At 64.5% G+C, this 12,647-nt stretch carries 10 protein-coding genes; 9 read left to right on the top strand and 1 reads right to left on the bottom strand.

What is annotated here, in order from left to right:
• Nucleotides 1-7 precede the first annotated feature (7 nt).
• The 9 genes from mmsB (at nucleotide 8) to NIBR502772_RS08145 (ending at nucleotide 10,237) form a co-directional block, all read left to right on the top strand.
• Entirely contained in the window at nucleotides 8-1,291 is a 1,284-nt protein-coding gene (gene mmsB, locus NIBR502772_RS08185) for a multiple monosaccharide ABC transporter permease (protein ID WP_141139817.1), read from the top strand.
• A 50-nt stretch (nucleotides 1,292-1,341) separates the two neighbouring features.
• Nucleotides 1,342-2,436 carry a sugar-binding protein gene (locus tag NIBR502772_RS08180; RefSeq protein ID WP_141139816.1) on the top strand — a complete coding sequence of 365 codons (1,095 nt, stop codon included), beginning with the start codon at nucleotides 1,342-1,344 and terminating at the stop codon, nucleotides 2,434-2,436.
• Between the two features lie 263 nt (nucleotides 2,437-2,699).
• Nucleotides 2,700-4,166, top strand: a complete 1,467-nt coding sequence (locus tag NIBR502772_RS08175; RefSeq protein WP_141139815.1) for an ABC transporter permease — start codon at nucleotides 2,700-2,702, stop codon at nucleotides 4,164-4,166.
• Nucleotides 4,167-4,168: 2 nt separating this feature from the next.
• Nucleotides 4,169-4,861, top strand: coding sequence for an ABC transporter ATP-binding protein (locus NIBR502772_RS08170; RefSeq protein WP_141139814.1), 693 nt, complete (start codon nucleotides 4,169-4,171; stop codon nucleotides 4,859-4,861).
• 34 nt (nucleotides 4,862-4,895) lie between these two features.
• Nucleotides 4,896-5,966, top strand: coding sequence for a Gfo/Idh/MocA family protein (locus tag NIBR502772_RS08165; RefSeq protein ID WP_141139813.1), 1,071 nt, complete (start codon nucleotides 4,896-4,898; stop codon nucleotides 5,964-5,966).
• 473 nt (nucleotides 5,967-6,439) lie between these two features.
• Nucleotides 6,440-7,063 (top strand): hypothetical protein, encoded by a 624-nt coding sequence (locus NIBR502772_RS08160; RefSeq protein WP_141139812.1) that lies wholly within the window; start codon nucleotides 6,440-6,442, stop codon nucleotides 7,061-7,063.
• Nucleotides 7,064-7,148: 85 nt separating this feature from the next.
• Entirely contained in the window at nucleotides 7,149-8,273 is a 1,125-nt protein-coding gene (locus NIBR502772_RS08155) for an LPXTG cell wall anchor domain-containing protein (protein ID WP_141139811.1), read from the top strand.
• A 267-nt stretch (nucleotides 8,274-8,540) separates the two neighbouring features.
• Nucleotides 8,541-9,755: a serine/threonine-protein kinase gene (locus NIBR502772_RS08150; RefSeq protein WP_141139810.1), complete on the top strand. Its 1,215-nt coding sequence runs from the start codon at nucleotides 8,541-8,543 to the stop codon at nucleotides 9,753-9,755.
• A complete protein-coding gene (locus NIBR502772_RS08145; protein WP_141139809.1) occupies nucleotides 9,752-10,237 on the top strand; it encodes a hypothetical protein in 486 nt (161 codons plus the stop codon). Before NIBR502772_RS08150 ends, NIBR502772_RS08145 begins: the two co-directional genes overlap by 4 nt.
• A gap of 132 nt (nucleotides 10,238-10,369) precedes the next feature.
• Here the strand turns inward: NIBR502772_RS08145 and NIBR502772_RS08140 are convergent, their stop codons facing one another.
• Nucleotides 10,370-12,589 (bottom strand): NADP-dependent isocitrate dehydrogenase, encoded by a 2,220-nt coding sequence (locus tag NIBR502772_RS08140; RefSeq protein WP_141139808.1) that lies wholly within the window; start codon nucleotides 12,587-12,589, stop codon nucleotides 10,370-10,372.
• Between the last annotated feature and the right edge of the window lie 58 nt (nucleotides 12,590-12,647).

Below are 12,647 nucleotides of genomic sequence, written 5' to 3'. Positions count from 1 at the left end.
TGAAACAATGAACGCGCTTAAGAAGCTTTTTGGCGGCAACACCCGCCAATTCGGGATGATTTTCGCTCTGGTCGCGCTGATCATCTTCTTCCAATTCACCACAGAGGGCCGCACGCTCACGCCGGGCAACGTCATCAACCTCTTCAATGGCAACTCGTACATCCTCATCCTCGCCATCGGCATGGTGCTGGTCATCATCGCCGGTCACATCGACCTCTCCGTAGGATCCGTGGCCGCGTTTGTGGGCGTGACAGTGGCCCTGGCCATCCGCGACTGGGGTATCCCCTGGTACGCCGGAGTGCTCCTCGGCCTGCTGCTCGGTGCGCTGATCGGAGCCTGGCAGGGTCTATGGACGGCGTACGTGGGCATTCCCGCGTTCATCGTCACCCTGGCCGGCATGCTGCTGTTCCGCGGCTTCAACCAGTTCGTGGGCAAGTCCAACACCATCCCGGTACCCAATGACTTCCAGTACCTGGGTTCCGGCTACCTTCCTGAGGTTGGGCCCAGCACCGGATACAACAACCTCACCCTGCTGATCGGCCTCGCTGCAGTCACCTTCGTGATCTTCAGCGAAATCCGCCGCCGCCGGACCGCGAAGGTGCTGGGCGCCGAAGTGGCAGAGACCTGGGTGGTCGTCCTGAAGCTTGTCCTGGTCTGCGCGGCCATCCTGTACGCCACGTACCTCTTTGCCACCGGCCGTCCGGGCACGTCCTTCCCCATCCCCGGCCTGATCCTCGCCGTCCTGGTCCTGATTTACGGTTTCGTCTCCTCCAAGACCGTGGTGGGTCGCCACATTTACGCCGTGGGCGGCAACCGGCATGCAGCCGAACTCTCCGGCGTCCAGTCCAAGAAGGTCAACTTCCTGGTCATGATGAACATGTCCATCCTGGCCGGCCTCGCGGGCATGATCTTCGTGGGCCGCTCCACCGCTTCGGGCCCGTTCGACGGCGTCGGCTGGGAACTGGACGCCATCGCCGCAGTCTTCATCGGCGGCGCGGCCGTGACAGGCGGCGTGGGCACCGTGATCGGTTCCATCATCGGTGGCCTGGTCATGGCAGTCCTGAACAACGGCCTGCAGCTCCTCGGCGTCGGCGCCGACCTCACCCAGATCATTAAGGGCCTGGTCCTGCTGATCGCCGTGGCGTTCGACGTCTACAACAAGTCTCAGGGCAAGCGGTCCATCATCGGACTGATGATGCAGAGCTTCAACCGCCCAACCGGCGGGCCCGGCACACCCCTGCAGCCCGACGAAACCACCTCCACCAAGGAAACGATCGCCAGGGAAGCCTGAGCGATTCAGGTTCCGGAACCAATACCCCCAAAGAGAAAGTGGACCAAGAAATGCGAATGATTGGTAAAGTAGGAAAGGCAGCAGCGATAGCTGCAATCGCAGCACTGGCGCTGACGGCCTGCGGACGGGCCGAACCCGGCACCACCAGCACCACCGGAGCCGGCGGCTTCGAGAAGAACTCCTCCATCGGCGTCGCGCTTCCCCAGAAGACCAGCGAAAACTGGGTACTGGCGGAGAAGCTGTTCAACGACGGGCTCTCCAGCGCAGGCTTCAAGCCCGACGTGCAGTTCGCCAACGGCGGCGTCTCCGAGCAGCAGAACCAGATCAGTGCCATGATCACCAAGGGCGCCAAGGTCATCATTGTCGGTGCCATCGACGGTGCCCAGCTGGGCACCCAGCTGAAGCAGGCGAAGGACTCCGGCGCGACGATCATTGCCTATGACCGGCTGCTGCTCAACACAGAGAACGTGGACTACTACGTGGCCTACGACAACTTCAAGGTGGGCGTGCTGCAGGGCCAGGCGCTGCTCGACGGAATGAAGGCCAAGAAACCGACCGGCCCTTACAACATCGAGCTCTTCGCCGGTTCACCGGATGATGCCAACGCGAAGGTCTTCTTCGACGGTGCCATGAGCATCCTGAAGCCCAAGATCGACGACGGCACGCTGAAGGTACTCTCCGGCCAGGCCAGCTTCGAGCAGGCCGTCACCCAGGGCTGGAAAGCTGAGAACGCCCAGCGCCGCGCCGACACCCTGTTGACCGGTTCCTATGGAACCGCTTCGCTGGACGGCGTCCTTTCACCGAACGACACCTTGGCCCGCGCTGTCCTGACTTCGGTCAAGGCCGCCGGCAAGCCGCTGCCCATCATCACCGGCCAGGACTCGGAAGTTGAATCCGTCAAGTCCATCCTTGCCGGCGAGCAGTACTCCACCATCAACAAGGACACCCGCAAGCTCGTTGAGCACGCGATCGTGATGGTCAAGGATCTCCAGGCAGGCAAGAAGCCTGAGATCAACGACGACAAGTCCTACAACAACACGGTAAAGACCGTCCCCGCCTTCCTGCTGCCGCCGGTCATCGTGACCGCCGCCAACGTGAAGACGGCCTACGTGGACGATCCGGTACTGGGCCCGCTGACCAAGTAACGCGGTCCAAGTAACGCGGTCCAAGCAGCACGGTCCGCCGGTCACCACCGGTTTACCTGGAATGCCCCGGCTCCCCTATAGGGAGCCGGGGCATTCCGCGTTCCAACGCTCTCTCACTTAATGCACGCTCTTCACTAACGCTCTCTCACTGCCCGCCGCGTTTCACAGCTGAAACACAGCTTCGTCCGTCGTCCTGCACAGGCCCGGACGCGAGGGTAGGAGCAGATGCCGGCCTTCCGCCGGCCCCAGATCTTAGGAGTACCGTGAGCGTCCTTGCCCGGAGTGTTGGCAACGCCTTCAGAAACAAGGTCCGAACAGCTGCGGTGGTGGCAGTCCTGGCCGTCGCGATCGGACTTGCCCTGGCCATGCTGGTGGCCAACCAGGCCGTCGGAGCCAAAGTCCAGGAGCTGAACGCGTCCGTCGGGACCGTCCTGACCGTCAACCCTGCCGGCGGCCAAGGCTTCGAAGGCGGCGGCGAGCCGCTGACCGCCGAGCAGGCAGCAACCGCAGCTGCCGTCCCCAACGTAACCTCCGTCGTCGGCACCAGTTCACTCCGGCTGCGGAACGCGGCCGAAGCGGCAGCGCAGACGGCGGCCGGCACGCAGGCTGGCCCCGGCGGCGGCCAGGGCGGGCCCGGCGGACAGAACGCCACCACCTTGACCACCAGCCTCACCGCAGCCATCGACGCCGGCACACTCGGCGGCCGTAACCAGGCCGCGAACGGCACCACGGGAACTACCACGCAGCCGGTGCGCTCGCTTCCCATCACCGCGACGGGAATCGGCGGCGAGATGGACAGCACCGGCAAGGCCCTGACCATCACCGAAGGCACTGGGCTGGGCGACTACACGGCTGAATCCGCCAACGCCCTCCTGGGAACCACACTGGCCGAGAAGAACAACCTGGCCATCGGTTCCACGTTCACCATCAACGACCAGACGTTCACGGTGGCTGGCCTCTTCGATTCAGGCACCACGTTCGGCAACAACGCCCTGTATCTGACCCTTCCGACGGCGCAGACCGTCGCGGAACTGCCTGGCGAGCTGTCATCGATGATCGTCACGGTGGACAGCATGGAGAACCTCGGGGCCGCCAAGACCGCGCTTGAGTCCGCCCTCGGCACGGACAAGGCCGACGTCACCCAGGGCCAGAACCTGGAGTCGGCCGTCAGCTCGCTCGGCAGCGTCAAGAACATCTCCTTCATCGCCTTCGTCGCAGCCCTGGGCACCGCCGGACTGATCATCCTGCTGATCATGGTCATGCTGGTCCGCGAGCGCCGCCGGGAAATCGGTGTCCTGAAGGCGATCGGAGCACCCAACCGCACCATCGGACTGCAGTTCGTGCTGGAAGCGCTGGTGCTGGTGGCCATGGGCAGCGCGGTGGGGGCTGCCGTCGCCTCCTTTGCCAGCGGAGGCATCGCTTCCGCACTGATCAGCACCAACACGAGTACGACGGCGGCCACCACCGGTCGCGCGGCCGGCGTAGCCGGAGGTGCCGGCTTCCCCGGCGGCGGTGCCGGCTTCCCCGGCGGCGGCGCTGGCTTCCCCGGCGGCCAGGGAGGACCCCTTGGCGGCGCGTCCCAGCTGCTGACATCGGTCACCGCCAGCGCCTCCCCCGGCGTCATCGCCGCCGGCATCGCAGCGGTGTTCGGCGTGGCCATCATCGGCGCGCTGGTCCCTGCGCTGCTCACGGCGCGCATCCGTCCCATCGAAGTCCTGCGAGGAGAATAGCCATGATTGAAGTCAAGAACCTGGTCCGCACTTTCAACTCCGGTGACCGCACCATCAAGCCGGTCAACGACGTCAGTTTTGTACTGGAGCAGGGCACGCTGGCCTGCATCGTCGGCAAAAGCGGCAGCGGCAAGAGCACACTGTTGTCCCTCCTCGGTGCGCTGGACAAACCCACCAGCGGAGACGTCGTCGTCAACGGCGTGAGCCTGGCAGGGATGCCGGACGGCAAACTGACCGAGTACCGGCGGCGGGACATTGGGTTCGTTTTCCAGCAGTTCAACCTGATCCCGAATCTTTCCGCGTTGGACAACGTCATGCTGCCCATGGAGTTCGCCGGGGTGCGGAGGGCGGAGCGACGGCAGCGGGCAATGGACCTTCTGGAGCAGGTGCAGCTCGACACGGAGAAACAGGTGCGGCGCATCAACCGGCTGTCCGGCGGCGAGCAGCAGCGCGTGGCGATCGCCCGGGCGCTGGCCAACGAACCCAAGCTGATCCTCGCGGACGAGCCCACCGGGAACCTTGATGAGCAGACGGGTGATCACATCATCGAACTGCTCAGCTCGCTCAGCCGTGACCACAACACCACTATCCTGGTGGTCACGCACGACAGGGCGCTGGCCAACAAGACGGACCGCCGCTTCAGGCTCCAGCAGGGCCGGCTGACGGAAGAACCGGCGCGACGCGCCTTGGTCTGACGCCCGCACTGGTCTGAATGAGAGGATGGGCACCATGAGTGCGCCCATTGCCACACCGTGGCTGTCCAGCCAGTCCGATCCGGATCCCCGGTCCGCCACCGGAAAACGCCTGCGGTGGGGCGTCATAGCCACCGGCGGGATCGCGCGGTCAGTGTCGCAGGACCTGGCACTACTTCCCGACGCGGAGCTCTACGCCGTCAGTTCCCGCTCACAGGGCACCGCGGAGAGTTTCGCGGCGGACTACGGTTTCACCAAGGCCTACGGGGACGACGACGGCGTGCCGGGCTACCAGCGCCTGCTCACCGATGACTCGGTGGACGTCGTTTATGTCGCCACGCCGCACGCCCAGCACCACGAGATTGTGCTCGCTGCGCTCAATGCGGGCAAGCACGTCCTGTGCGAAAAGGCGTTCACCATCAACGGCAGGGAAGCGAGCGAGCTCGTCGCGCTTGCCCGGGAGCGGAAGCTCTTCCTCATGGAGGCAGTGTGGTCCCGCTTCCTCCCGGGCATGCAGCGGGCGTTCGAGATTGCCGCGTCCGGGGAGCTCGGGGACGTGCACTGGGTGACTGCTGACCTTGGTTTTCCCGCGCCCTATTCCCCGACGTCCAGGTTGTGGGCCAGGCAGGACGGTGGCGGCGCCCTCCTGGACATCTCGGTCTACCCCCTGCTGTGGGCAGTGGGAACGCTGGGGTTCCCGCAGACCGTCAGTGCCACCGGCTTCATTAATGACGACGGCGTGGACGCCCAGAATGCGCTGACGCTCGGCTACAACCATGGTGCCCAGGCCCAGTTGACGTCCTCGCTCCTGGCGTACGGTCCGCGGACTGCCACCGTGGCCGGCAGCCTGGGCTACCTCCAAAGTGTCGGTTCCATCAACAATCCGCGGGAGTTAGTGATCGGCATCGGGCGCGAGGGCCTGCGCACGGAGGCGTTCGACGTCGTCGGCATCGGCTATACCTACGAACTGCGCGAGGTGACACGCTGCATCCAACAGGGCCTGGCCGAGAGCCCGGTCATGCCGCTGGAGGATTCCATCAATACCATGCGGCTCTTTGACGGAGTGCGCGGGCAGCTGGGCGTCAGCTACCCGAACGATGCCCACTAACCTATTGGGCTATGACATTTTTGTAAACAGGCTTAACTGTCATCTTTCGGTTATCGATGACTGGGTGACAAATTAGTAAGCTTGCTGGATTTATTTTCAGTTTCCCTAGACTTCCTGTACGCGCGAGTCCTACGCTGATGAAATCGTAGGTCTCAACGATGCTGGGGGTGGTACGCATGGCTAAATTCCGTTCGCCGTGGCGTGCGCTCCGGCCACTTCTCCTCGCAGGTGCGGTGACCGCCACTTGGCTGACGCTTTCCGCTTCAGCCGCGACAGCAGACTCTTCGGGAGATTCAGGATCCGTTCTGGGTGGCGTAGCGTCATCTGTTTCGTCCCTTACGGCCCCATTGTCCGGTGCTGAAACTCCGATTCCTGAGGCCGCGTCCCCTGCTCCTTCCCCTGCCGGACTGCTGCAGCCCGTAGTAGGCAGGGTGGCAGGCACGGCTGACCACCTGATAGCCCCACTACCCGTAGTGAACAGCGTGGTTCCGGCTGGCACCGTCACTTCCGTGGCCGTCCCGGTTGCCGGAGTGGTCGATACGGCTGCCGATGACCTGATCGAGACCGTCGCTCCGCCACTCGCTGAAGCGGTCCCCGTTCTTGAACCCGTGCTGCAGCCCGTGGTCGATCTGGTGGATGCAACCGTGGCGGCCGTGCCGGTCACGCTGCCCGACCTGATCGTTGACGGGATTGCCGTCGCCGGTGAGGCCTCCACCATTGCGGATGCCGCCGCGGGACCAACTGCAGGTGCTGAACACAGCGCCGATGATGCGCCGGGCCGCTCCACCAACGCTGCAGACCACTTTCGGGCCGCCACTGGCGCGTCGTCCGCGCTGGCCAAGACCAGCGCACGAACGCTCCCGCTTGCGCCCGGAAATACGTGGACAGTCGATCCGTCCATGCCTCAGGCTCCAGCTCCGGCAGGACCTGCTTCGGGTGTGGGGAGCGGCGCTTCGCCCTCCGGCGTCTCAGGCTCTGCTGCCTGGCTGGACGAGTTCGGTTTCAACCTGCCGCTTTCGGGAGCCTTCCCCGTCAGCGGATCACCTCAGCATGTCCCCTCGCCGGTGTCATTCGACCCCGGTTCCTCTCCTGACTAGTTGAGCCCCCCTGCCCTTTCATGGGCAGAACACGGCCTCAAGGCGCTGAACAGCGCCCCAAATCAACTCTTCAGGAGACAACACCATGAATTGCAACCTTCGTAGGGGGCTGCTTAGCACCCTCTTTGCCGGTGGGCTACTAGCCTTCGGCGCCACCGCGGCCAGCGCCGCCGACACAACCAGCGGACCGGACCTCACGGCCTCCGCACTGGTCTCAGCGGCGACGTCCGCAGATACGACGTCGTTGGGCCTGCTGGGTGGCTCAACGCAGTCGGACACTGCTGACGTCGCCGCTGTGGTCGACGTCAACCTCGGCCTTGGCGGCACCGACGGGAGCGGAACCACGGCTGACGTTGCAGCCGACCTCGCGATCGGGCTGGGCAGCGGCACCGTGACCGGCACCGACGGAAGCGGAACCACCACCGACGTTGCCGCAGCAGCCGACATCAACCTCGGCCTCGGAAACAACGTCCTCGACGGCACCACCGGCGACGGAACCACCGCCGACGTTGCGGCAGCAGCCGACATCACCCTCGGCCTCGGTAATGGCATCCTCGGCGATACAAACGACAGTGGCACCACCGCTGGCGTCGCCGCAGTCGTAGACGTCAACCTCGGAGACAACCTCCTGGGCAACACCAACGGCAACGGCACCAACGACACCACCACCGCCGTCGCCGCAGCGGCCGATATCAACCTCGGCCTGGGCACGTCCGGCGTTCTTGACGGCGCGAATGTTGTTATTGATGCATGCGTCATCATCGGCGGCGGCGATGGCTGTGGAACCCCAGGTACTGAAACCCCTGGTACGGACATGCCCGGTACGGACACCACGGACCCGGGAACCGGCACGACGGGTGACACGGACACAACGGACCCGGGTACCGGAACTACCGGCACCACGGACCCGGGCACCGGCACCACAGGTAGCACTGACACCACGAACCCGGGAACCGGAACCACCGGCACCACCGATCCGGGAACCGGAACGACCGGCACCACGGGCGGTGGCACGACCGGTATCACTGTTATTCCCGCCGGCACCGCCACCGGTTCGGTATCTTCCGCAGCAAACACCATGGGCAACACCTCAGGCCAGGGCGGCGCCGCCACCCTGGCCAAGACGGGTATGGATGCATCACTGATCCCTCTGGCCGTCATCCTGCTGTTTGCCGGACTGCTGATGCTCAAGCGGCGCCGGAAGGCCTAGCGGACTCCGCAGTCAACGGACTGCGACGGCTAAGACCCGTCAACGCACCGGCTCCGCCGTTCGCGGCCTAGCCAACTTTCCGATAGGAGGTGGCCACCAGAGAGCTCAACTACCAGCACTTGTCCTTGTGACCGGAGGTCCGGCTGAGAAAGTCCCAATCACTTCTTAGCCGGGCCACCGGCGTGCCGGCAGACGGCTCAAAGGATGCCCTACCGGCCGGTATTATTGAGCAGGAATAGTGCCGCAGCGCACCGGGAGGAACTGGTCATGGTGGCGGATTCGCCTAGCTCAATTAAGAATGAAATGCTCGGCGGACGCTATCGGCTGGCAGACATAATCGGCCGCGGCGGCATGTCATCCGTCTACCGCGCCCGGGACGAAAACCTGGGCAGGGATGTCGCCCTGAAGCTCTTTGCCCCACAAGCACCGGATGCCAATGAGCTCAGACGCCAGGAAGCCGAAATCCAACTGCTGGCAACGCTCAACCATCCCAGCTTGGTCACGCTGTTCGATGCAGGCATCGATACCCGTGTCCTGGACCAACCTCGGCCGTTCCTGACCATGGAGCTCGTGGAGGGCCAGGACCTCCGCAGCCGGATCAGGCACAGTGCAGTTCCCTTGGACGAGCTTGCAGTCATCGGGGCAGGCGTAGCTGACGCGCTGGCCTACGTGCACAGCCTGGGCATCATCCACCGCGACATCAAGCCCGGGAACATCCTGCTCGTCCAAATCCGTCCGGGCGAACCTTTACGACCCAAACTCACGGATTTTGGCATCGCCAGGATGGCGGATTCAGCACGGCTGACCGCCACGGGAACCATGGTGGGGACGGCCGCATATCTCAGTCCGGAGCAGGCCATGGGTTCTCCCCTGTCGCCCGCCACGGATATCTACTCGCTGGGTCTGGTACTGCTGGAATGCATCAAGCAAACCGTTGAGTTCCCGGGCAGCGCCGTGGAATCCGCAGTGGCCAGGTTGCACCGGGCACCCGAGATCCCCGCTGACCTTCCGGCGGAGTGGGCTGATCTGATCCGTTCAATGACTGCCATCGAACCGCTGGAACGTCCCGTCGCGTCCGATGTTGAATCCGTTCTGCGTCAGGCCCTGGTGTCACCCGTGTCCGCACCGGGCGAGCTCGCGACGGAGACAACCCGCGTACTCCCGGCCATGCCGTTCAGGCCGCCGTCCATCGCCATCACCGCGGAATCAGATCTGCCTGTAGTCCGATCCAGCAAGGGCCAGCTGGACATCACCCGCGGTCCTGACGCGCGGGGCTGGGTTCCGAGCTTGTCTCGTCTCCGCCACGCCGGAAGGCGGTTCTGGACGGTCACCGCACTGGGCGTGCTCGCCGCTGGAGCAGCCGCGGCGGCGCTGACCTTGGGCCTGGCACCTCAGCCAACGCCCGACGTCGTTCCTTACCCCGCCGTCACCGGCACCCTGGGCGACCACCTCAAGGAACTTCAGGAGAGCGTGGAACCATGAGCCCTGCACCGAAGCACCGCGGGCGTTCGGCCACTGCCAAATGCCTGACAGCTGCAGCAGCATTTCTGCTCGCCGGTTCACTGGCAGCGTGCGGTCCGGCTGAGGCCGGCCTTCAACGTGATGCCGCCCGCCAACTCCAGGCACGAGTCCTCGGCGTCACCCAGGCCTCAGCGACTAATGACCCCGCTGGCGGATTGGCAGCTTTGGATAGCCTCGAGGCCGACCTCGCGTCCGCTGCGCGGACCGGGCAGGTTTCCGAGGAACGCCGGCGCAGCATCACGACGGCCGCCACTGCTGTCCGGGCAGACCTGACGGCGGCCAAGGCCCTAGCCGACGCAGCAGCAGCGAAGGTCGCAGAGGACGCGGCCGCAGCGCAAAGGCAGGCGGACGCCGATGCGGCCCAAAAAGGAGCCACCGCGCCGGTAGCTCCCGCGCCCTCAGACGACAAGGGAAATAGAGGCAAAGGCAAGGACGGCGACTGAGTGCGGGTGGACGGCACATCACGTATTAACCCACCTGCGCTTCATCCGGTCCCATCGGCTAGACGAAGTCGACTAGACAAAAGAGGCGGCGCCCCGGTTTCCCGGGGCGCCGCCTCTTTGGTTCGGTTCCGCTTAGTTCAGAGTCGCAATGACCTTGTTCAACGTGGCGGACGGACGCATCACGGCCGAGGCCTTGGCCTCATCCGGACGGTAGTAACCGCCGATGTCCACCGCTGAGCCCTGTACCGCGGCCAGTTCGCTGACGATGGTGTCCTCGTTGGAGGAAAGCTCCTTGGCCACAGCCGCGAAGGATGCCGCCAGATCCGTGTCCTCGGTCTGCTTGGCCAGTTCCTCGGCCCAGTAGCGTGCGAGGAAGTAGTGGCTGCCACGGTTGTCCAGCTCGCCGGCGCGGCGGCTCGGGGACTTGTTTTCCAGCAGGAAGGTCCCCGTCGCCTTGTCCAGGGTGTCTGCCAGGACCTGCGCGCGGGCGTTGTTCGTGGTAGTGGCCAGGTGCTCGAAGCTGACGGCCAGAGCCAGGAATTCACCCAGGCTGTCCCAGCGCAGGTGGTTTTCCTTGAGCAGCTGCTGGACGTGCTTGGGGGCCGATCCGCCGGCGCCGGTTTCGAAGAGTCCGCCACCGTTCATCAGCGGAACAACTGAAAGCATCTTGGCGCTGGTGCCCAGTTCAAGGATGGGGAACAGGTCCGTGAGGTAGTCGCGGAGCACGTTGCCGGAGACGGAGATAGTGTCCTCGCCCTTGCGGATGCGCTCGAGCGTAAATGCCGTTGCCTTCACCGGGGACATGATTTCGATCTGCAGGCCCTCGGTGTCGTGGTCCTTGAGGTATTCGTTGACCTTGGCAATGAGGTTGCGGTCGTGCGCGCGGGTCTCGTCCAGCCAGAAAACTGCGGGCGTCTTGGAGGCGCGGGCGCGGGTGACGGCCAGTTTGACCCAGTCGCGGATGGGGGCATCCTTGGCCTGGCAGGCGCGCCAGATGTCACCCGGGGCGACCTTGTGTTCGATCAGCACAGCGCCGGAACCGTCCACGATCTGCATGGTGCCGGCTTCCTGGATCTCGAACGTCTTGTCGTGGCTGCCGTATTCCTCGGCGGCCTGGGCCATCAGGCCTACGTTCGGGACGGTGCCCATGGTGGTGGGGTCGAAGGCGCCGTGGGCGCGGCAGTCGTCCAGAACAACCTGGTAGATGCCGGCGTAGGAACTGTCCGGGAGGACCGCCAGGGTGTCGGCTTCCTGGCCGTCCGGGCCCCACATGTGGCCGGAGGAGCGGATCATGGCGGGCATGGAAGCGTCCACGATGATGTCGGAGGGCACGTTGAGGCTGGTGATGCCCTTGTCAGAGTCCACCATGGCCAGGGCCGGGCCATCGTCGAGGCCCTTCTGGATGAGCGCCTTCACGCCTGCACGGACGTCCTCCGGAAGCTCCTCAAGGCCGCTCAGGATGGCGGCAAGGCCGTTGTTGGGGCTCAGGCCGGCGGCGGTGAGCTGCTTGCCGTAGGTCTCGAACAGTTCGGAGAAGTAGGCCTTCACCACGTGGCCGAAGATGATGGGGTCCGAGACCTTCATCATGGTGGCTTTCAGGTGTGCGGAGAAGAGGACGCCCTCTTCCTTGGCGCGGGCAACCTGGGCTGCCAGGAACTCATCCAGCGCGGCGGCGCGCATGACGGTGCCGTCGATAACCTCGCCGGCCAGGACGGGGAAGGCCTTCTTCAGGACCTTAACCGAGCCGTCTTCGCGGACCAGCTGGAGGGCGATGGTGCCGTCGGACTCGATAACCACGGACTTCTCGTTGGAGCGGAAGTCGTCCTTGCTCATAGTGGCCACGTTGGTCTTGGAGTCCGCAGACCACGCACCCATGGAGTGCGGGTTCTGTCGGGCATAGTTCTTGACGGACAGCGGCGCGCGGCGGTCCGAGTTGCCTTCACGCAGGACCGGGTTCACAGCGGAGCCCTTGATCTTGTCGTAGCGGGAACGGACGGCCGTTTCCTCATCCGAGGAGGGGTTGTCCGGGTAATCCGGCAGGTTGTAGCCCTGGCCCTGGAGCTCGGCGATGGCGGCCTTCAGCTGCGGGATGGAAGCGCTGATGTTGGGCAGCTTGATGATGTTGGCTTCCGGCTTCTTTGCCAGCTCACCCAGTTCAGCAAGGGCGTCGCCGATCTGCTGTTCCGGGGTGAGGTAGTCACCGAACACGGAGATGATGCGGCCTGCGAGCGAAATGTCACGGGTCTCCACCTCCACACCTGCGGTCGAAGCAAACGCCTCGATGATCGGCAAGAACGAATAAGTAGCCAGCATCGGCGCTTCGTCGGTGTGGGTATAGATAATCTTGGACATGCGCGGGCGTCTCCCTGGAGGTCGGCTGATTTTTTTGGAAATTTTGTTCTATTTCACC

It is taken from the genome of Pseudarthrobacter sp. NIBRBAC000502772, from assembly GCF_006517235.1.
Taxonomy (GTDB): Bacteria; Actinomycetota; Actinomycetes; order Actinomycetales; family Micrococcaceae; genus Arthrobacter.
The sequence above is the reverse complement of the archived record's forward strand: the minus strand, read 5'-3'. Positions and strand labels throughout refer to the sequence as shown.